Origin of the sequence: Salmonella sp. SAL00670 (assembly GCF_046552235.1) — a bacterium.
Classification (GTDB): domain Bacteria; phylum Pseudomonadota; class Gammaproteobacteria; order Enterobacterales; family Enterobacteriaceae; genus Salmonella; species Salmonella enterica.
Map to the genome: position 1 here is coordinate 423,695 of NZ_JBGDUO010000002.1, position 18,848 is coordinate 442,542.

An 18,848-nucleotide genomic window follows, 5' to 3' on the forward strand; every position below is an offset into this window, starting at 1 on the left:
GGTACTGTCAGGGAAAGAGGCGCTGCGATTGATGATATCTATGACTTTATGGAATAGCATATTCACTATGTGGGTCGCGGAGGCATCGCATCGTTTGCGATGTCTGCGGTGGATATCGCCCTTTGGGATTTGAAAGGCAAACGTGAAAAACTGCCGCTGTGGAAAATGGCTGGTTGAAGGCGGCGCGTCTGTCGACGAATGGCGGTCGTTTGGTATGCTCGCTCGGTATGCAGGAATTACACGTCAGACTGGTTTCCGCATTCGAGACTGGCTGACTGGAGGTTCACAGTTTCCCGATCGATCAATATACCAAACATCCGCTGGTGGTCGACAATTATCGCGCCGTGGCACCGGACACCTACGGCATTGGCGTAGAGTTTGACTGGGATAAGCTGAGCGTTTACGAAGCCTGATTCCCTCTCTCCGGGTTTGTTTTTGGCGGCAGGCCCGGTTAATCGCTGACAAAAATGTCATCCGCCTGAAAATAGCCGTCAGGTGGCGAAGAAAAAATCATCAAAATCTTCCAGCGAATCATCCTGTTGGAAGATTTTTACCAGCTCATTTTTACTGTTTTCAAGATGGGTCCACGAGGCCTGTCTGGCCTGCTCAGCATCGCGTTTTTGCAATGCAAGGAAGATACTACGGTGATCTTCCACCCATTTCATTCTTAACTCTTTCTTATGTAAATACTTATAGTTTAACTGCTTCCAGCGCGGATTTTCGGTCCTGACAGCCCGCCACAGCTCGGCAGATTGTTTCATTAATACACGATTTTGCGTGGATTCCGCGATGATATTGTGGAACTGGCGATCCAGTTCTTCAAATTTGTCGCTGTCGCCGCCAATCTGCTTTTCCTGCTGCTCAATAATACGTTTAAGCTGCTTAAGTTCATTAAATCTTATTTGCGTAGCGGCAAAACCGGTGATGTTACTTTCGATAACCTGCCGGGCCTGTAGCAATTCAAAGGGGCCTATGTCTGAGTAAGGCAAGAGCGCTTTTTGATTGATTTTCTCCAGACTATCAATAAAGTAAGTGCCTGCGCCTTGCTTAACCTCTACCACTCCCTTCAGCTCAAGCATAATAATCGCCTCACGAATCGTCGTGCGGCTGGTTTGAAAACGCTCGCTGAGTTCTCTCTCCGCCGGAAGTCGCTCGCCAGCTTTAAATACCCCTGAATAGAGTAGTTCTTCTATTTGCAGCCCTATATCAAAATAGCGCCGCTTGGTTAAAATTTGTTCCATGCACATACCTATGTAGACAGCAATTGCTCCACTTGAGGGTAGTGTAAACAAATCCTAATGTTTATGGTAAACAATTTCCCTGCCAGAGAGCGGTAGTTTCTTTCCCGCAGCCTACGGCTATGCGCGTCACACAGTCCTTCCCCACCAGACTCGGCAGGAAAGGCGCTGATTCGCATAGCGCGTATTTGACGCCCTGACGCCAGGTTTATTTGCGGCAGGGCGGCGGCGCATACCCGTTATTGTCCGCCGGGAAAGCCTGCGAGGAACAAGGCGGTAGCGTATTTGTTGCTTTACCCTGCAATGCAAAAGCGGCAAAGCCAATGACGCCGATGTTGCGTACGTCGCCCTGCGCGGAGTGGGCCGCATAAGCGTCAGCTACGTCGGCGAACTGGAATGCCGCCTCAGTGTGTTTATCTTTGCGAAACCCTTTAATCGCCAGTGAATCGCCGGCGTTAACAATATAGCCATAATGATTCAGCGAGCCAGCTTTTCCGTTCAACACGTCCAGGCCATCAACCGTTGCGACGATTTCGTAATTGGTATCATGACTGTAATTACGAATATATAACTGGTAGTTCATCCCTGATCTTGCAGGAATACTATATTGCCATTGTCCCATTGATGCGTTGTAGCGACGAGTAATTGGAATCGAATTAAAATTAGCGTCGCGCACAGCATATTCAAGATCGCTGATACGTATACTATAAACTTTATCGTAACCTGACGGATATTGAGTGGAGTAATTTATTATCACCATTTCGGCAGGTTCTCGATCGGCACGTTCTACCGAAACGCTTTGTACCGATGAATGCACGTCGCCGCCCCAGGCGGTGCCGACGTCGGATGAAGAGACATTATTAGATTGCATTCCGCTGGAACAGCCGCCTAACAGCAAAAACAAGCCAACAATGACGGCATTAAATTTAAATTTGCTCATACTCACACCCCTTTTTAATTATTAGGGTGATTGTAGGCCCATAAAATTACATAGAGAAGCGGCACCGCTGATAATTAAGAATTTATAAAATATAAAAGGGTCGATTTAAATAATTAAATCGACCCACAAGCGGAATACTCTTAATTACTCATCTTCAAGATAAGTATAACCGTACAGTCCCGCTTCAAATTCCTCAAGGAACTGCTGCTGCAACGCATCGTCCAGATCCGTCTGTTTTACCTGGTCGCGGAAATGCGTTAACAACGTTTTTGGATCCAGTTGCACATATTGCAGCATATCCGCAACGGTATCGCCTTCGTCCGACAACTCAACCTCGACACTACCATCCGGGAAGACAAACACGTCAACCGCTTCAGTATCGCCAAACAGGTTGTGCATGTTACCGAGGATCTCCTGATAGGCGCCGACCATAAAGAAGCCGAGCATCGGTGGATTCTCTGGATCGTATTCCGGCATCGGCATCGTCGTGGCGATACCGTCGCCATCGATATAGTGGTCAATAGCGCCATCGGAATCACAGGTTATATCCAGCAGCACGGCACGACGTTCCGGTACCTGATCTAACCCTTCCAGCGGCAGTACCGGGAAGAGCTGATCGATTCCCCACGCGTCCGGCATTGACTGGAACAGCGAGAAGTTGACGTACATTTTGTCCGCCATCCGCTCTTGCAGTTCGTCGATAATCGGACGATGCGCACGGTTTTGCGGGTCCAGTTGCTTCTGCACTTCATGGCACATGCTGAGATAAAGTTGCTCCGCCCAGGCGCGCTCCTGCAAACTAAACGCGCCGGAAGAGTAGCCGATATGAATATCGTGCAGATCCATTTGGCTATCATGCAGCCACTCACGCAGCGAGCGGCGGGTGCCAGGTTTATGCATCTCCTGCCAGGTTTCCCACAGATTTTGCAGCGCGCGCGGCGCATCTTCAGCAGGGGCAGTCGGATCCGTGTATTCGTTACGCTCCACACCGATAATGTTAGAGACCAGTACCGTATGGTGCGCAGTGACGGCGCGGCCAGACTCGGTAATCACCGTCGGATGCGGTAAACCATGCTCTTCGCAGGCATCGCCAATCGCCCAGATGATGTTATTGGCATATTCGTTCAGGCCATAGTTCACCGAACAGTCGGACTGCGAGCGGGTACCTTCATAATCCACGCCCAGACCGCCGCCCACGTCGAAGCACTGGATATTCACGCCCAGCTTATGCAGCTCAACATAGAAACGCGCGGACTCGCGCACGCCGGTCGCGATATCGCGAATGTTCGCCATCTGCGATCCCAGGTGGAAGTGCAACAGTTGCAGACTGTCCAGACGCCCGGCGTCACGCAGGGTCTCCACCAGTTGCAGCACCTGCGTCGCCGCCAGGCCGAATTTTGATTTTTCGCCGCCGGAGGATTGCCACTTACCGGACCCCTGAGAGGCCAGACGCGCACGCACGCCCAGACGAGGAACCACGTTCAGGCGCTCAGCTTCTTCCAGCACAATCGCGATTTCAGACATCTTTTCGATGACCAGATAAACCTTATGGCCCATCTTCTCGCCAATCAACGCCAGCCGAATGTATTCACGGTCTTTATAACCATTACAGACGATCACGCTACGGGTCATGCCGGCATGCGCCAGCACCGCCATCAATTCCGCTTTTGACCCCGCTTCCAGCCCCAACGGTTCACCGGAATGGATAAGGGACTCGATCACGCGGCGATGCTGATTGACCTTAATCGGATAAACGAGGAAGTAGTCGCCGTTATAACCGTAAGATTCACGCGCACGCTTAAACGCCGCGTTAATTGAACGCAAACGGTGTTGCAGGATCTGCGGGAAGCAGAACAGCGCCGGCAGACGCTGACCTTGCGCTTCGCGCGCTTTCACCAGTTTGGCAAGATCGACACGCGCTTCCGGTACGTCGGGATCGGGGCATACGCTAATATGGCCCAGCTCGTTGACGTCGTAGTAGTTATTGCCCCACCAGGCAATATTGTAAGTGCGCAGCATCTTGCTGGCTTCCTGGGAGCTCATTGCAACCTCCTGCATGGAGCGTAGTACACCCTGTTCGCCTGCTGACGAAGGCGAACCCATAGACATGTCGTCAGACATAGCGAACCTCAATTTTTATTAGCAAGTGTAAAACAGTTGACTACTATCGCAATCCGAAGACGCGATAACAACCCATAGACAAGCGGATTTTCCAGCAGATAGCGCTGATGCTCCGCCTGCGCGACCGGTTTCTTTTTCATATCATTGTAAACACGTAACCGAACTCACAGATAACGGTTCGGCGAAACCACGAGAAAACTCTTGCGTTAACAAGAGCGCCCTTGTTCAGTCTTCAGCGCCATTGCCGGCTCTGGAATCCTGAGAAGCGCCGAGATGGGTATAACATCGGCAGGTATGCAAAGCAGAGATGCAGATTGCGGGGGACATGCGCGCACCAGAACGATGCGACAGATTCAGCAGAATACAACGGTTCATTATCTCGTATCACCTCCACGGCCGCCTCGTAAGACGAACCCACAAGCCAAAGCAACGTTTTAACCCGGCTGGAAGTGGCGACACGAAGAAAACGTCGTGTGCTTTTGTATGAGCCGCGCGTCGCGTTTTATACCCAGAACGCAGAAAAAAAGCAAAGCATAAATGCGCATAATGTCAGCATTATCAGAAACGTTTACCGCCTGATTTTGACCGACATTGCGACGGCCTTCAAAAAAAGCTGGAAATTGGGCGAAGAAGTGACCTAAAATAGCCGTCCAGATGTTAATCCATCCATACTGATTAACACTCAGACTGCCAGTGTCAGTAACCTTCAGACTCATGGTAGAATCTTCTGTCATGACTATTCCGCACAACAGTTTGAGCTAACTAAATTCTCCTTAGGTGAAATTAAATATGGCAAAACACCTTTTTACGTCTGAGTCCGTATCAGAAGGGCATCCTGACAAAATCGCAGACCAAATCTCTGATGCCGTGTTGGACGCTATCCTGCAACAGGATCCGAAAGCACGCGTCGCCTGTGAAACCTACGTTAAAACCGGCATGGTTTTAGTTGGCGGTGAGATCACCACCAGCGCCTGGGTCGATATCGAAGAGATTACCCGTAATACGGTGCGCGAAATTGGCTATGTGCATTCCGACATGGGCTTTGACGCCAACTCTTGCGCGGTACTGAGCGCAATTGGCAAACAGTCTCCGGATATCAACCAGGGCGTTGACCGCGCAGACCCGCTGGAACAAGGCGCGGGCGACCAGGGCCTGATGTTTGGCTACGCGACAAATGAAACCGACGTACTGATGCCTGCGCCAATCACCTACGCGCACCGTCTGGTACAGCGTCAGGCTGAAGTGCGTAAAAATGGCACCCTGCCATGGTTGCGTCCGGATGCAAAAAGCCAGGTCACTTTCCAGTATGACGACGGCAAAATCGTCGGTATCGACGCCGTGGTTCTCTCTACGCAGCACGCAGAAGATATCGACCAAAAATCGCTGCAAGAAGCGGTGATGGAAGAGATCATCAAACCCATTCTGCCGTCTGAATGGTTAAATACGTCCACTAAGTTTTTTATCAACCCAACCGGGCGTTTTGTTATCGGCGGCCCGATGGGCGATTGCGGTCTGACCGGTCGTAAGATCATCGTTGATACCTACGGCGGTATGGCGCGTCACGGCGGCGGCGCCTTCTCCGGTAAAGATCCGTCTAAAGTTGACCGTTCTGCAGCTTACGCTGCGCGTTATGTCGCGAAAAACATCGTGGCGGCAGGTCTGGCGGATCGCTGTGAAATCCAGGTCTCCTACGCTATCGGCGTAGCGGAGCCGACGTCCATCATGGTGGAAACGTTCGGTACTGAAAAAGTGCCTGCTGAACAGTTGATTCTGCTGGTGCGCGAATTCTTCGACCTGCGCCCGTACGGCTTGATTCAGATGCTGGATCTGCTGCACCCGATCTACAAAGAAACTGCGGCTTACGGCCACTTCGGTCGCGAAAACTTCCCATGGGAAAAAACCGACAAAGCGCAACTGCTGCGCGATGCTGCCGGTCTGAAATAATCGCCCGCGCCTGACGCTGTTTTTCAGTCAGGGAAACCATACCGTACTTATCAAGGCCAGCGCTCTGCTGGCCTTTATCATTGCTGATACACGCAACGTTATCAGATATTCCAGCGTGAATTTATACTGACCTTTTTGTGATGCGCAGCACAATCCACTCTCCCCTTTCGTTTCTTCGACTACACTTTTTATCATTCAGTTTCAGTCATCATGAAAGCGGTTACATTCATTTTCATTAAGAACTGACTACATCACTATCGGTATGCTAATTCTGCGATGAAAATATTACATAATTTTTCAACTTTGTCTGAATACCAGGCGATTGATATGGTTATAAGATTATTAAAACTATTATTTTTCAGATAATTAAATAATCGCCGAGATAAATAGTAGTGTAAACGATTACACCATTGTGATTAGCCTCACATCTTTTTACGGCGTACTCACCTACTCTTAACATCGATAAAATTGCTAACCCAACCGGAGGGCATAATGCCTGACAATAAAAAACAAGGGCGTTCCAACAAGGCCATGACATTTTTTGTCTGCTTTCTTGCAGCCCTGGCAGGATTACTTTTTGGCCTGGATATCGGCGTTATCGCCGGTGCTTTACCCTTCATTACCGACGAGTTTCAGATTACCGCACACACTCAGGAATGGGTGGTCAGCTCCATGATGTTTGGCGCGGCCGTCGGCGCTGTCGGCAGCGGCTGGCTCTCCTTTAAGCTGGGTCGTAAAAAAAGCCTGATGATCGGCGCTATCCTGTTCGTCGCCGGTTCGCTGTTCTCCGCTGCGGCGCCTAACGTTGAAGTCCTGATTATTTCTCGCGTGCTGCTGGGTCTGGCCGTCGGCGTCGCTTCCTACACTGCACCGTTGTACCTGTCAGAGATCGCGCCGGAAAAAATTCGCGGCAGTATGATCTCAATGTACCAGCTCATGATCACCATCGGGATTCTGGGCGCTTATCTGTCTGACACCGCGTTCAGCTACAGCGGCGCATGGCGCTGGATGCTCGGCGTGATCATCATCCCGGCCATTTTGCTGCTGATCGGCGTCTTCTTCCTGCCGGACAGCCCGCGCTGGTTTGCGGCGAAACGCCGTTTCCATGATGCTGAACGCGTCCTGTTGCGCCTGCGTGACACCAGTGCGGAAGCAAAACGTGAGCTCGATGAAATTCGCGAAAGTTTGCAGGTTAAACAGAGCGGTTGGGCGCTGTTCAAAGAGAACAGCAACTTCCGCCGCGCCGTGTTTCTTGGCATTTTGTTGCAGGTCATGCAGCAATTTACCGGGATGAACGTCATCATGTATTACGCGCCGAAAATCTTCGAACTGGCGGGGTACACGAATACCACGGAGCAGATGTGGGGCACCGTTATTGTTGGTCTGACTAACGTGCTGGCAACCTTCATCGCTATCGGCCTGGTTGACCGCTGGGGCCGCAAGCCGACCCTGACGCTGGGCTTCCTGGTCATGGCGATTGGTATGGGGATTCTGGGTACGATGATGCACATCGGCATCCATTCGCCGTCTGCGCAATACTTCGCTATCGCTATGCTGCTGATGTTCATCATTGGATTTGCGATGAGCGCTGGTCCGCTGATTTGGGTACTGTGCTCCGAAATCCAGCCGCTGAAAGGCCGCGATTTCGGCATCACCTGCTCCACCGCGACCAACTGGATTGCCAATATGATCGTCGGCGCAACGTTCCTGACCATGCTGAACAATCTGGGTAACGCCAACACCTTCTGGGTCTACGCGGGCCTGAACGTACTGTTTATCCTGCTGACCCTGTGGCTGGTGCCGGAAACCAAACACGTTTCGCTGGAACACATTGAACGTAACCTGATGAAAGGTCGTAAACTGCGCGAAATCGGCGCCCACGACTAATCCCTCCACGCTTCCTCCTGCCACAGGAGGAAGCGTTTTTCTTGCAGTCCCTCTTCCGTCGCACTATTCTCTGCCGCTATGAAAACCCCTCGTCTCCCTATCGCTATCCAGCAGGCCGTGATGCGCCGTCTGCGGGAAAATCTCGCCCAGGCGAACCTCAAGCTCGATAGACATTATCCGGAGCCGAAACTGGTGTATACGCAACGCGGCACCTCGGCGGGCACCGCCTGGCTGGAGAGCTACGAAATCCGCCTCAACCCGGTGTTACTGCTGGAAAACATCGACACCTTTATAGCAGAGGTCGTGCCGCATGAACTGGCGCATCTGTTGGTGTGGAAGCACTTCGGACGCAAGGCTCCGCATGGCAAGGAATGGAAGTGGATGATGGAAAGCGTGCTGGGCGTTCCGGCCAGACGTACTCATCAATTTGCGCTGCAATCCGTACGGCGCAACACCTTTCCCTACCATTGCCAATGCCAGCAACATCAACTCACCGTCCGCCGTCATAACCGCGTAGTACGCGGCGAAGCGGTTTATCGTTGCGTTCACTGCGGTGAACCACTGGTCGCCGGGTAGTTCCCGAAACGTCCGGGAACTTTCCTGAGCGGACTGATTGCATACAGACACAACTTTCGTTACGTTGCGGGCTCGTTTTGCTATGGAGTGTGCAATGTACCGTAATTTTTCTTTTGCCGCTGCGTTGCTGGCCGCAGCGTTTTCAGGCCAGGCCCTGGCCGATGGCATTAACAATTTTTCTCAGGCCAAAGCGGCGAGCGTCAAAGTCAATGCCGACGCGCCCGGCAGCTTTTACTGCGGGTGCCAAATCCGCTGGCAGGGTAAAAAAGGCGTCGTAGACCTGGAGTCCTGCGGCTATAAGGTGCGTAAAAACGAGAATCGCGCCAGACGCATTGAGTGGGAGCACGTTGTCCCCGCCTGGCAATTCGGTCATCAGCGCCAGTGCTGGCAGGACGGCGGGCGAAAAAACTGCGCTAAAGACCCGGTCTACCGCAAAATGGAAAGCGATATGCATAACCTGCAACCCGCGATTGGCGAAGTGAATGGCGATCGCGGCAACTTTATGTATAGCCAGTGGAACGGCGGCGAAGGTCAGTACGGGCAGTGCGCCATGAAAGTAGATTTCAAAGCGAAGCTCGCCGAGCCGCCCGCCCGCGCCCGTGGCGCAATCGCCCGCACTTATTTTTATATGCGCGACCAATACCAACTGAAACTTTCCCGCCAACAAACGCAGCTTTTTAACGTCTGGGATAAGCAGTACCCCGTTACCGCCTGGGAGTGCGAGCGCGATGCGCGTATCGCGAAGGTCCAGGGTAATCATAATCCCTATGTGCAACGCGCTTGCCAGGCGCGAAAGAGCTAACCTACACTAGCGGGATTCTTGTTAACCCATGCCCTGGATAGCCAAACGCCGGGGCCATGACGCGGATTTTTTTATTATGCGTATTCCCCGCATTTATCACCCTGAATTGTTGACGTCCGGTACGCAGATTTCGTTATGCGAAGATGCGGCCAACCATATTGGTCGTGTACTGCGCATGGGAGCGGGACAAGCGTTACAGCTGTTTGACGGCAGTAATCAGGTATTCGATGCTGAAATCATTAGCGCCAGTAAGAAAAGCGTTGAAGTGCAAGTGATGAAAGGCGAAATCGACGATCGTGAATCGCCGCTACATATCCATCTGGGCCAGGTGATGTCGCGCGGTGAAAAAATGGAATTTACTATCCAGAAATCGATCGAACTAGGTGTAAGCCTCATTACGCCACTGTTCTCTGAGCGCTGCGGCGTTAAACTGGATAATGAACGTCTGAACAAAAAGCGCCAGCAGTGGCAAAAGATCGCCATCGCCGCCTGCGAACAATGCGGGCGTAACCGGGTGCCGGAAATTCGCCCGCCGATGGCGCTGGAAGCCTGGTGCGCCGAGCAAGATTCCGGGCTGAAGCTCAATCTTCATCCGCGCGCCCATGCCAGCATCAACACTCTGCCGCTGCCGGTTGAACGCGTCCGACTGCTGATCGGCCCGGAAGGCGGGCTGTCGGCGGACGAAATCGCGATGACCGCGCGCTATCAGTTTACTGATATTCTGTTAGGACCTCGCGTTCTGCGTACTGAGACAACCGCGCTCACCGCCATTACCGCGCTACAGGTGCGTTTTGGCGACTTAGGATGAAGCGTTAACGGAGAAAATAATGATCAAGCTCGGCATCGTGATGGACCCCATCGCACACATCAACATCAAGAAAGACACCAGTTTCGCTATGCTGCTGGAAGCCCAACGTCGTGGTTATGAACTTCATTATATGGAGATGGCCGACCTTTATCTGATTAACGGCGAAGCCCGCGCCCGCACGCGAACGTTGAGCGTGGAGCAAAATTACGATAAATGGTACGAGTTCGGCAGCGAGCAGGAGATTAAACTCGCCGATCTGGACGTCATTTTGATGCGCAAAGATCCGCCGTTTGATACCGAGTTTATTTATGCGACCTATATTCTGGAACGCGCTGAAGAAGAAGGGACGCTGATCGTCAACAAACCGCAAAGCCTGCGCGACTGTAATGAAAAACTGTATACTGCCTGGTTTGCCGACCTGACCCCGGAAACGCTGGTAACGCGCAATAAAGCGCAGCTCAAAGCGTTTTGGGAAAAACACGGCGATATCATTATGAAACCGCTGGACGGTATGGGCGGCGCGTCCATTTTCCGCGTTAAGGAAGGCGATCCTAACATAGGCGTTATTGCCGAAACGCTGACCGAGCTGGGCAACCGCTACTGCATGGCGCAGAACTATTTGCCCGCGATCAAAGATGGCGATAAGCGCGTACTGGTCGTCGACGGCGAGCCGGTGCCTTACTGCCTGGCGCGTATTCCGCAGGGCGGCGAAACCCGCGGCAACCTGGCGGCTGGTGGTCGCGGCGAACCCCGTCCGTTGAGCGAAAGCGACTGGGAAATCGCCCGTCGCGTTGGACCAACGCTTAAAGCCAAAGGGCTTATTTTCGTCGGTCTGGATATTATCGGCGACCGCTTAACGGAAATTAACGTGACCAGCCCAACCTGCGTGCGTGAAATCGAAGCGGAATACCCGATCTCTATCACCGGGATGTTGATGGACGCCATCGAAGCGCGTCTGGCGAAGTAAACGTTTATTGCCCGGTGGCGTGCGCTTACCGGGCCTGAGCAATCACGCCGCCCCGGTCGGATAAGGCGGCGCGTCAGCATCGCCATCCGGCAGTCTATTGCCCGATAAGGCCGCCGTCCTTTGGCAAAAGACGGCTTATATGAGTGACAACCGTCCGCTTTCCCCACATACTGAACGCTGTCGTTTTTTTGAACCAGGAAACAGAACCTCTGACAATGAATTTACAGCATCACTTTCTTATTGCCATGCCTGCGCTCCAGGACCCGATTTTCCGCCGTTCCGTAGTGTATATTTGCGAGCACAACCAGGACGGCGCTATGGGGATTATTATTAATAAGCCTTTGGAAAATCTGCAAATTGAAGGGATTCTGGAAAAACTAAAAATTACGCCGGAACCGCGCGATTCGGCAATTCGTCTTGATAAAGCCGTGATGCTCGGCGGCCCGCTGGCGGAAGATCGCGGATTTATTCTCCATACTCCGCCGTCACGTTTCGCCTCCAGCATTCGTATCTCAGACAATACCGTGATTACCACCTCCCGCGATGTGCTGGAAACGTTAGGTACCCAACAACAGCCTTCCGATGTGCTGGTCGCGCTGGGCTACGCCTCCTGGGATAAAGGCCAGCTTGAACAAGAGTTGCTTGATAACGCCTGGCTTACCGCGCCCGCCGATCTCAATATTTTGTTCAAAACACCCATTGCCGAGCGCTGGCGCGAAGCGGCAAAACTTATTGGCATTGATATTCTGACCATGCCTGGCGTTGCGGGGCACGCCTGATGAGCGGCACCTTACTGGCCTTTGACTTCGGCACAAAAAGCATCGGCGTTGCAATAGGACAACGCATTACCGGCACCGCCCGTCCGCTTCCGGCAATCAAAGCACAGGACGGCACGCCCGACTGGACGCTCATTGAACGTTTGCTGAAAGAGTGGCAGCCGGACGAAATTATTGTCGGGCTACCGCTCAATATGGATGGCACTGAACAGCCGCTGACGGCGCGCGCACGTAAATTCGCCAACCGTATTCATGGGCGTTTCGGGGTAACTGTCACGCTGCACGATGAACGACTCAGCACCGTTGAAGCACGCTCCGGTCTGTTTGAACGAGGTGGGTATCGCGCACTGAACAAAGGCAAAGTGGACTCGGCCTCCGCCGTGATTATCCTCGAAAGCTATTTTGAACAGGGGTATTAAAGCCGTTTTTGTCAGCAGGCGGATAACGCGGTCACGGTTGCCAGGCTTACTGGGCAATAAGCTGGTTTAATGCCTTCAACGCCTGTAAACGCGCAGCCGCCTCCGCCTCATCAATCCGCCACATTCCCGCAAAGGCCAGCGCTGCGGCGTGCTTGTCTAGCGGTTGCGCCATAGAAACTTCACCATCAGCGTGATGCCACAGCACGTATCCCCGCTGGCGCTGCTGCGCCACATGCGGCGCCAGATTACGCCACTGCTCCGGAGTAAAACGCTGCATTAGCGCCTCATCGCTTTCTGCCGCCAGTAACGCCACTCCTGTTACCGACTGCCAGGCCGGGCACATGCGAAACCCCGCCAGCGCCTGACTTCCCTGCGAACCCGGCGTAGAGTGATAAATATAGATAATCTGGTCTTCCCATAGCACGCCTAATGCCACCACGATGTCTTTGGGCGCATGGCGTTCAAGGATAGGCAACGCATGGGAGAACAGCGCTGAACCACGAATCGCCTGCGCCGCCAAAGCATGAATGCCTGGCCCGGGTAAATAGCGTCGGTGCTCATCCTGCATCGTGAGTCCAATAGAGGCCATCGTCATTAACAGGCGATTAACGCGCGTGGTATTAATATCCATCAGCCGGGCAAGCTCGCGACATCCGATAGCACGGTCGCTGGAAACCAGATATTGCAGACAGCGAATGCCATCTATCAGGCTTTGATTCGGTTGTGATGACATCGTTAAATGGCTTCGCTGTGGTTTTAACAAAGCTGCGATTTTAACGCCGGTTCGCCAGGATACAAGCCTGCATGCCGTTCAATCCACCGCGCCAGTCAACACTTTCCTCCCCCCCCTACGCCGCCATCTTCGCTACAGCCGTCCCTGCACCTGACGCCATTGCGCGCTCTGGGCGAATGTCATCATCCCCTGCTGCTGCCCGGTTTGTATCACGTGGGCCAACTGATGGAGTTTGCCTTCACGGATCAAATTCCCTGTGGCTGGCGTATTAATCAGTAATTCAAACAACGCCACGCGCCCATCCTGTCTGTCGACCTCCAGTTTTTGTGATAGTACGGCGCGCAGACTACCCGCCAGTTGGCTGCGTACCGGTTCTTTTTCCTGCGCCGGAAAACTATCCACTAATCTTTCCACCGCCTGCGCCGCACCGCGAGTATGCAGGGTTGCCAGTACCAGATGCCCCGTTTCCGCCGCCGTCAGCGCCAGGCGAATGGTCTCGCTGTCACGCAGCTCTCCCAGTAAAATGACATCGGGATCTTCACGTAACGCCGCGCGCAGCCCGGCGGCAAAAGTGGCGCAATGCTGGCCGATTTCCCGCTGCTGTATCAGGCAACGCTTGCTGGTGTAACGGTACTCAATAGGATCTTCCAGCGTCAGGATGTGTTTATCGGCATGTTGATTAAGATGTCCCACCATCGCCGCCAGCGTAGTGGATTTCCCGCAGCCAGTAGCGCCAGTGACCAGAATCAGTCCGTTCTCGCTGGCAAGCAGTGCGGGTACTATCGGCGGCGTCTGGATTTCCGCCAGATCAGGACAACGCTCGGGCAATAGCCGTAGCGCCAGCGACGTTCCCTGTTGATGTGTGAACGCACTGGCGCGCAGGCGCCGCGTGCCAGACAGCGAGACGGCGAAATCAAGCTGGCCGTGCGTTCGCCACTGATATTGTTGCGCATCATTAAGCCAATCAAGCAGAAGCCTGTCGACATCAGGCGCGGTAAAAGGCGCGTTCTCCATGCGTCCTTGTTTGCGCCATCGCGCAGGCCAGGCGTTACACAGGTGTAGATCCGAGACGTTATGCTTTACACTAAGCGTCACAATTTCTTCCATATTCATATAAACATCCTCGGAAAATGAACGATATCGCGCATAACCTGGCATACATCCGGGACAAAATCTCCGCCGCGGCGACGCGTTGCGGCCGCTCTTCAGAAGAAGTTACGTTGCTTGCAGTGAGTAAAACCAAACCTGCGAGCGACATCGCAGAAGCCATTGCCGCCGGACAACGGGCATTTGGTGAAAATTATGTACAAGAGGGGGTGGAAAAAATCCGCCACTTTCAGGAAGCGAAAGTGGAAGGCCTGCACTGGCACTTTATAGGCCCTTTACAGTCCAACAAAAGTCGGCTGGTGGCCGAGCATTTTGACTGGTGTCATACCATCGATCGCCTGCGTATCGCCTCGCGGCTGAGCGAACAGCGTCCGGATAATCTGCCGGCGCTAAATGTTCTGATCCAAATTAATATCAGCGATGAAAACAGCAAATCAGGCATTCCGCTGGCGGAACTGGATGAGCTGGCCGCTGCGGTGGCTACACTGCCGCGTCTGCGGCTTCGCGGACTGATGGCGATCCCGGCGCCAGAGTCAGATTATGTAAGGCAGTTTGAAGTCGCACGTCAAATGGCTGTAGCATTTGCCGGGCTGAAAGCGCGCTACCCTGACGTTGATACCTTATCTCTGGGTATGAGCGACGATATGGAAGCCGCGATTGCGGCAGGTAGCACAATGGTGCGCATCGGCACCGCTATCTTTGGTGCTCGTGATTACACAAAAAATTAAGGAAAACTGAGGAACGCCATGAATACGTTGACCTTCCTGCTCTCAACGGTAATTGAGCTGTATACCATGGTGCTATTATTGCGCGTGTGGATGCAGTGGGCCCGCTGTGACTTTTACAACCCTTTCTCCCAGTTCGTGGTGAAAATTACGCAGCCCATCATCGGACCGCTGCGTCGTATTATCCCACCAATGGGGCCGATTGACAGCGCTTCCCTGCTGGTGGCGTTTATTCTTAGCGTTATTAAGGCGATAGTGCTGTTTAAGGTAATTACGTTTCAGGCGATTATCTGGATTGCCGCGGTGCTTATCTTACTTAAAACAATCGGCCTGCTGATCTTCTGGGTGCTGCTGGTCATGGCTATCATGAGCTGGGTGAGCCAGGGTCGTAGCCCAATTGAATATGTATTGATTCAGCTTGCCGAGCCGCTGCTCAGCCCGATTCGCCGTATACTGCCTGCGATGGGCGGCATCGACTTCTCGCCGATGGTTCTGGTGCTGCTACTGTATGTCGTTAATATGGGGATCGCTGAATTCTTACAAGCGACAGGCAACATGTTGCTGCCGGGGCTGTGGATGGCGTTATGAGTGCTGTGACTCGCTGCGAAGACGGTCTGGTGTTACGGCTTTATATTCAGCCGAAAGCCAGCCGCGACAGTATTGTGGGCTTACATGGCGACGAGGTGAAAGTCGCCATTACCGCCCCGCCGGTTGACGGTCAGGCAAACAGCCATCTGATCAAGTTTCTCGGTAAACAGTTTCGCGTGGCGAAAAGTCAGATCGTCATCGAAAAAGGCGAGCTGGGCCGTCACAAACAAGTAAAAATTATTCACCCGCAACAGATCCCGCCGGAAATTACGGCGTTAACTGAGTAGGTATTCCATGCAAAAAGTTGTTCTCGCAACCGGCAACGCCGGTAAAGTGCGCGAGCTCGCGTCGCTGTTAAGCGATTTTGGGCTTGATGTGGTAGCGCAAACGGAACTGGGCGTTGATTCCGCGGAAGAAACCGGCCTGACGTTTATTGAAAACGCGATTCTCAAAGCGCGCCATGCCGCCAAAATGACCGGTCTGCCCGCCATTGCCGATGACTCCGGTCTGGCCGTTGACGTTTTAGGCGGCGCGCCGGGTATCTATTCCGCGCGCTATTCTGGCGAAAACGCGACAGATCAGCAAAATCTGGAAAAACTGCTGCATACTCTACGAGATGTTCCGGACGACAAACGCCAGGCGCGATTCCATTGTGTACTGGTTTATTTGCGTCATGCCGAAGATCCCACACCGATAGTCTGTCACGGTAGTTGGCCTGGCGTCATTACTCGCCAGGCGGCCGGAAATGGCGGATTTGGCTATGATCCCATTTTCTTCGTACCGTCTGAAGGCAAAACCGCCGCAGAACTGACCCGTGAAGAAAAAAGCGCGATTTCCCACCGTGGACAAGCGCTCAAGCTGCTGCTGGATGCGTTACGCAATGGCTAAACTACCGCCGCTCAGTCTTTATATTCATATTCCCTGGTGTGTACAAAAATGTCCATATTGCGACTTCAATTCCCATGAGTTGAAGGGCGAGGTGCCGCATGACGACTACGTCCAGCATCTGTTAAGCGATCTGGATGCCGACGTCGCCTGGGCGCAAGGGCGTGAAGTAAAGACCATTTTTATTGGCGGCGGTACGCCAAGCCTGCTTTCCGGGCCGGCGATGCAAACGCTGCTGGACGGCGTGCGTGCGCGCCTGAATCTGGCGGCGGATGCGGAAATTACCATGGAAGCGAACCCCGGCACGGTCGAAGCCGACCGCTTCATCGACTATCAGCGCGCCGGCGTAAACCGGATCTCCATTGGCGTGCAGAGCTTTAGTGAGCCTAAGCTGAAACGCCTTGGCCGTATTCACGGTCCACAAGAGGCGATGCGGGCAGCAAGACTGGCAAATGGGCTTGGGCTACGCAGCTTTAACCTCGACTTGATGCATGGATTGCCGGATCAAACGCTGGAAGAGGCGCTGAATGATTTGCGACAGGCGATTGCGCTTAATCCGCCGCATCTCTCATGGTATCAATTGACGATTGAACCCAACACTCTGTTCGGTTCGCGTCCGCCGGTTTTACCGGACGATGACGCTCTGTGGGATATCTTTGAGCAGGGCCACCAGTTATTAACCGCCGCGGGCTATCAGCAATACGAAACGTCGGCCTATGCCAAACCCGGTTATCAGTGCCAGCATAATCTGAACTACTGGCGCTTTGGCGACTATCTGGGTATTGGCTGCGGCGCCCACGGTAAAGTCACCTTCCCGGACAGCAGGATCTTGCGCACCACCAAAACCCGTCACCCACGCGGTTATATGCAGGGACGTTACCAGGAAAGCCAGCGTGACGTGAGTGATGATGACAAACCCTTTGAGTTCTTTATGAACCGTTTTCGGTTGCTGGAGCGCGCGCCTCGCGCCGAATTTGTCGACTACACCGGGCTTACGGAAGCGGTTATTCGTCAGCCAATCGACGAGGCTATTGCCCAGGGCTACCTGACCGAATGCGAGCAATACTGGCAGATTACCCAGCACGGTAAACTGTTTTTAAACTCTCTTCTTGAGTTGTTTCTCGCGGAATAACAAGGAATAAGCCTGTCGCGCCAGCGGGTAAAATACCTGATGGCGCGACGCTTACCGACCTGTGGCGGTTAATGCGCCGCCGGCAAGCGCATTATTTAATAACCCCTTTACGACGCAAATCGTCCGTATCTTTTTTCCAGCGCTCGTAACCGTCATTAATATCCATAATTTTCAGACGGATATCACTCTGTTGCATCTGAAGTTTCTGTACCGCTATATTCAGCGGATATTGTCCTTTCTCTAACGTTATCCAGTCATTCTGCGCTTTTCGACGCAGCTCTTCTGATTTCAAAAATACCTGCCGCCGTTGCTCGTGTATGTCTAAATCTCTTTTCTGCTGAATAGCCGCTTCATTGCACGGCTCACTCTGCTTACGGCACGCGTCTAATGCCGGTTGATAGACCTCTTTTTCGTATTTCTCGGCATATACGCTGCTATCGTTGGCTTTTACATAATCATCGCGCTCTTTTAACGTCTTTTTAAACGCCTCGGCGCGGGTCAACGGTTTCCCATCAGCGCCTTTTCCCCAATACGCGTCCGCTTCTTTTTTAGCTACCGCTATTTTCTTATCCAGGGCAGAGAGTTGTTCTTCAAGACCGGGGATCGACGCTTTCTGCGCACGCCAGGAGGCTTCAATGTTGCCAAACCGATAGTTAAAGTCATCACTGTTGACGATCAGGTATTTATCATTCGTTTTAATGTCGTCAATAGCCCGGCCCTGATCGCTGGCTGCCATTTGTAATGAGTAATAGTTCACCGTCCAGCCAGAGGCTGGCGTCCCTTTACTAGTTAACATGGCAGAAAATTTAACGGGACGATCTTTGGTCCAGGTTTTTTCAACAAAATAATAATCCGCCGCCATACCAACGCCGGTATACATATCTTCACGGGAAGAAATATCCCCTTCGGCAGACCAGGTGGCCTGATTGCCCGTCGAATCAAGATTTTTTAAGGTAATGGAATCCAGTTTAAGTATGCCGTGGTACTGCTTACTAAACTGTTCTTTTAAGATGTTATCGGAGGGTTGAGCAACCTCTGCCCAACTATAGCCTGAAATCAGGGCAAACAGCGCTGCGCCAGCAATCCATTGTCGAACCACTTGTGGACCTCCCGTCCAGAGACATGACGCCCACGATTATCATAACCAGGATGATAATTAGCAAGATAATAGTGTTGGTTGTGCGAGAGGTCTTCCAAAGA

Annotated in this window: 23 protein-coding genes; 14 read left to right on the plus strand and 9 right to left on the minus strand. The window is 52.8% G+C overall.

The window, feature by feature from the left end; all coding sequences use genetic code 11:
• The first annotated feature begins 99 nt into the window (after nt 1–99).
• Nucleotides 100–177 carry a hypothetical protein gene (locus ACLJRS_RS09445; RefSeq protein WP_023228383.1) on the plus strand — a complete coding sequence of 26 codons (78 nt, stop codon included), beginning with the start codon at nt 100–102 and terminating at the stop codon, nt 175–177.
• Nucleotides 178–491: 314 nt separating this feature from the next.
• Here the strand turns inward: ACLJRS_RS09445 and ACLJRS_RS09450 are convergent, their stop codons facing one another.
• The 6 genes from ACLJRS_RS09450 to ACLJRS_RS09475 form a co-directional block, all read right to left on the minus strand.
• Nucleotides 492–1,292: a FadR/GntR family transcriptional regulator gene (locus tag ACLJRS_RS09450; protein ID WP_001576357.1), complete on the minus strand. Its 801-nt coding sequence runs from the start codon at nt 1,290–1,292 to the stop codon at nt 492–494.
• 154 nt (nt 1,293–1,446) lie between these two features.
• A complete protein-coding gene (locus tag ACLJRS_RS09455) occupies nt 1,447–2,178 on the minus strand; it encodes a hypothetical protein (protein ID WP_000032800.1) in 732 nt (243 codons plus the stop codon).
• Nucleotides 2,179–2,322: 144 nt separating this feature from the next.
• Nucleotides 2,323–4,299 carry a biosynthetic arginine decarboxylase gene (speA, locus tag ACLJRS_RS09460; protein WP_001278580.1) on the minus strand — a complete coding sequence of 659 codons (1,977 nt, stop codon included), beginning with the start codon at nt 4,297–4,299 and terminating at the stop codon, nt 2,323–2,325.
• A gap of 8 nt (nt 4,300–4,307) precedes the next feature.
• On the minus strand, nt 4,308–4,439 hold the full coding sequence (gene yqgB / locus ACLJRS_RS09465; RefSeq protein ID WP_000729109.1) for an acid stress response protein YqgB: 132 nt from the start codon (nt 4,437–4,439) through the stop codon (nt 4,308–4,310).
• Nucleotides 4,440–4,524: 85 nt separating this feature from the next.
• Entirely contained in the window at nt 4,525–4,674 is a 150-nt protein-coding gene (locus ACLJRS_RS09470; RefSeq protein WP_001751809.1) for a hypothetical protein, read from the minus strand.
• 59 nt (nt 4,675–4,733) lie between these two features.
• The gene (locus ACLJRS_RS09475; RefSeq protein WP_001543499.1) at nt 4,734–5,033 is read right to left on the minus strand and encodes a hypothetical protein; all 300 of its coding nucleotides are present in this window, start codon (nt 5,031–5,033) and stop codon (nt 4,734–4,736) included.
• Between the two features lie 55 nt (nt 5,034–5,088).
• On the opposite strand from ACLJRS_RS09475, the gene metK reads away from it, so the two are divergent.
• From metK to ruvX, 8 genes are all read left to right on the plus strand, one after another.
• Nucleotides 5,089–6,243, plus strand: a complete 1,155-nt coding sequence (gene metK / locus ACLJRS_RS09480) for a methionine adenosyltransferase (protein WP_001062140.1) — start codon at nt 5,089–5,091, stop codon at nt 6,241–6,243.
• A 492-nt stretch (nt 6,244–6,735) separates the two neighbouring features.
• Nucleotides 6,736–8,130, plus strand: coding sequence for a galactose/proton symporter (gene galP / locus ACLJRS_RS09485; RefSeq protein WP_001113171.1), 1,395 nt, complete (start codon nt 6,736–6,738; stop codon nt 8,128–8,130).
• Between the two features lie 78 nt (nt 8,131–8,208).
• On the plus strand, nt 8,209–8,706 hold the full coding sequence (locus ACLJRS_RS09490; protein ID WP_000856775.1) for a SprT family zinc-dependent metalloprotease: 498 nt from the start codon (nt 8,209–8,211) through the stop codon (nt 8,704–8,706).
• Nucleotides 8,707–8,800: 94 nt separating this feature from the next.
• The gene (endA, locus tag ACLJRS_RS09495) at nt 8,801–9,508 is read left to right on the plus strand and encodes a deoxyribonuclease I (RefSeq protein WP_000286124.1); all 708 of its coding nucleotides are present in this window, start codon (nt 8,801–8,803) and stop codon (nt 9,506–9,508) included.
• A 76-nt stretch (nt 9,509–9,584) separates the two neighbouring features.
• Nucleotides 9,585–10,316: a 16S rRNA (uracil(1498)-N(3))-methyltransferase gene (rsmE, locus tag ACLJRS_RS09500; protein WP_001675718.1), complete on the plus strand. Its 732-nt coding sequence runs from the start codon at nt 9,585–9,587 to the stop codon at nt 10,314–10,316.
• Nucleotides 10,317–10,335: 19 nt separating this feature from the next.
• Entirely contained in the window at nt 10,336–11,283 is a 948-nt protein-coding gene (gene gshB, locus ACLJRS_RS09505) for a glutathione synthase (protein WP_000593248.1), read from the plus strand.
• Nucleotides 11,284–11,498: 215 nt separating this feature from the next.
• Entirely contained in the window at nt 11,499–12,062 is a 564-nt protein-coding gene (locus tag ACLJRS_RS09510; RefSeq protein ID WP_001053167.1) for a YqgE/AlgH family protein, read from the plus strand.
• On the plus strand, nt 12,062–12,478 hold the full coding sequence (gene ruvX, locus ACLJRS_RS09515) for a Holliday junction resolvase RuvX (RefSeq protein WP_000017096.1): 417 nt from the start codon (nt 12,062–12,064) through the stop codon (nt 12,476–12,478). The genes ACLJRS_RS09510 and ruvX overlap by 1 nt, the downstream gene beginning before the upstream one ends.
• Nucleotides 12,479–12,524: 46 nt before the next feature.
• Here ruvX and ACLJRS_RS09520 read toward each other — a convergent pair whose 3' ends face one another.
• On the minus strand, nt 12,525–13,211 hold the full coding sequence (locus ACLJRS_RS09520) for an IclR family transcriptional regulator (protein WP_000098324.1): 687 nt from the start codon (nt 13,209–13,211) through the stop codon (nt 12,525–12,527).
• A 132-nt stretch (nt 13,212–13,343) separates the two neighbouring features.
• Nucleotides 13,344–14,324 carry a type IV pilus twitching motility protein PilT gene (locus ACLJRS_RS09525; RefSeq protein WP_001055643.1) on the minus strand — a complete coding sequence of 327 codons (981 nt, stop codon included), beginning with the start codon at nt 14,322–14,324 and terminating at the stop codon, nt 13,344–13,346.
• Between the two features lie 17 nt (nt 14,325–14,341).
• Here ACLJRS_RS09525 and ACLJRS_RS09530 point away from each other — a divergent pair, with 17 nt between their 5' ends.
• From ACLJRS_RS09530 to hemW, 5 genes are read left to right on the plus strand one after another with little or no spacing between them, the layout of a single operon-like run.
• Nucleotides 14,342–15,046, plus strand: a complete 705-nt coding sequence (locus ACLJRS_RS09530; protein ID WP_000997812.1) for a YggS family pyridoxal phosphate-dependent enzyme — start codon at nt 14,342–14,344, stop codon at nt 15,044–15,046.
• 18 nt (nt 15,047–15,064) lie between these two features.
• Nucleotides 15,065–15,631 (plus strand): YggT family protein, encoded by a 567-nt coding sequence (locus tag ACLJRS_RS09535; protein WP_001094846.1) that lies wholly within the window; start codon nt 15,065–15,067, stop codon nt 15,629–15,631.
• A complete protein-coding gene (yggU, locus tag ACLJRS_RS09540) occupies nt 15,628–15,918 on the plus strand; it encodes a DUF167 family protein YggU (RefSeq protein WP_001277204.1) in 291 nt (96 codons plus the stop codon). The genes ACLJRS_RS09535 and yggU overlap by 4 nt, the downstream gene beginning before the upstream one ends.
• 7 nt (nt 15,919–15,925) lie before the next feature.
• A complete protein-coding gene (locus tag ACLJRS_RS09545) occupies nt 15,926–16,519 on the plus strand; it encodes an XTP/dITP diphosphatase (RefSeq protein WP_001174769.1) in 594 nt (197 codons plus the stop codon).
• Nucleotides 16,512–17,648: a radical SAM family heme chaperone HemW gene (hemW, locus tag ACLJRS_RS09550; protein WP_001096538.1), complete on the plus strand. Its 1,137-nt coding sequence runs from the start codon at nt 16,512–16,514 to the stop codon at nt 17,646–17,648. Before ACLJRS_RS09545 ends, hemW begins: the two co-directional genes overlap by 8 nt.
• Before the next feature lie 91 nt (nt 17,649–17,739).
• On the opposite strand, the gene ACLJRS_RS09555 is transcribed toward hemW, so the two are convergent.
• Complete coding sequence (locus tag ACLJRS_RS09555; protein ID WP_000252195.1) at nt 17,740–18,747, minus strand: DUF1202 domain-containing protein; 1,008 nt, start codon at nt 18,745–18,747, stop codon at nt 17,740–17,742.
• Between the last annotated feature and the right edge of the window lie 101 nt (nt 18,748–18,848).

Coding starts and splice junctions, on each gene's coding strand:
- ACLJRS_RS09445 (WP_023228383.1), top strand. CDS start 100: ATGTCTGCGGTGGATATCGCCCTTTGGGATTTGAAAGGCAAACGTGAA.
- ACLJRS_RS09455 (WP_000032800.1), bottom strand. CDS start 2,178: ATGAGCAAATTTAAATTTAATGCCGTCATTGTTGGCTTGTTTTTGCTG.
- speA (WP_001278580.1), bottom strand. CDS start 4,299: ATGTCTGACGACATGTCTATGGGTTCGCCTTCGTCAGCAGGCGAACAG.
- yqgB (WP_000729109.1), bottom strand. CDS start 4,439: ATGAAAAAGAAACCGGTCGCGCAGGCGGAGCATCAGCGCTATCTGCTG.
- ACLJRS_RS09470 (WP_001751809.1), bottom strand. CDS start 4,674: ATGAACCGTTGTATTCTGCTGAATCTGTCGCATCGTTCTGGTGCGCGC.
- ACLJRS_RS09475 (WP_001543499.1), bottom strand. CDS start 5,033: ATGACAGAAGATTCTACCATGAGTCTGAAGGTTACTGACACTGGCAGT.
- metK (WP_001062140.1), top strand. CDS start 5,089: ATGGCAAAACACCTTTTTACGTCTGAGTCCGTATCAGAAGGGCATCCT.
- galP (WP_001113171.1), top strand. CDS start 6,736: ATGCCTGACAATAAAAAACAAGGGCGTTCCAACAAGGCCATGACATTT.
- ACLJRS_RS09490 (WP_000856775.1), top strand. CDS start 8,209: ATGAAAACCCCTCGTCTCCCTATCGCTATCCAGCAGGCCGTGATGCGC.
- endA (WP_000286124.1), top strand. CDS start 8,801: ATGTACCGTAATTTTTCTTTTGCCGCTGCGTTGCTGGCCGCAGCGTTT.
- rsmE (WP_001675718.1), top strand. CDS start 9,585: ATGCGTATTCCCCGCATTTATCACCCTGAATTGTTGACGTCCGGTACG.
- gshB (WP_000593248.1), top strand. CDS start 10,336: ATGATCAAGCTCGGCATCGTGATGGACCCCATCGCACACATCAACATC.
- ACLJRS_RS09510 (WP_001053167.1), top strand. CDS start 11,499: ATGAATTTACAGCATCACTTTCTTATTGCCATGCCTGCGCTCCAGGAC.
- ruvX (WP_000017096.1), top strand. CDS start 12,062: ATGAGCGGCACCTTACTGGCCTTTGACTTCGGCACAAAAAGCATCGGC.
- ACLJRS_RS09520 (WP_000098324.1), bottom strand. CDS start 13,211: ATGTCATCACAACCGAATCAAAGCCTGATAGATGGCATTCGCTGTCTG.
- ACLJRS_RS09525 (WP_001055643.1), bottom strand. CDS start 14,324: ATGAATATGGAAGAAATTGTGACGCTTAGTGTAAAGCATAACGTCTCG.
- ACLJRS_RS09530 (WP_000997812.1), top strand. CDS start 14,342: ATGAACGATATCGCGCATAACCTGGCATACATCCGGGACAAAATCTCC.
- ACLJRS_RS09535 (WP_001094846.1), top strand. CDS start 15,065: ATGAATACGTTGACCTTCCTGCTCTCAACGGTAATTGAGCTGTATACC.
- yggU (WP_001277204.1), top strand. CDS start 15,628: ATGAGTGCTGTGACTCGCTGCGAAGACGGTCTGGTGTTACGGCTTTAT.
- ACLJRS_RS09545 (WP_001174769.1), top strand. CDS start 15,926: ATGCAAAAAGTTGTTCTCGCAACCGGCAACGCCGGTAAAGTGCGCGAG.
- hemW (WP_001096538.1), top strand. CDS start 16,512: ATGGCTAAACTACCGCCGCTCAGTCTTTATATTCATATTCCCTGGTGT.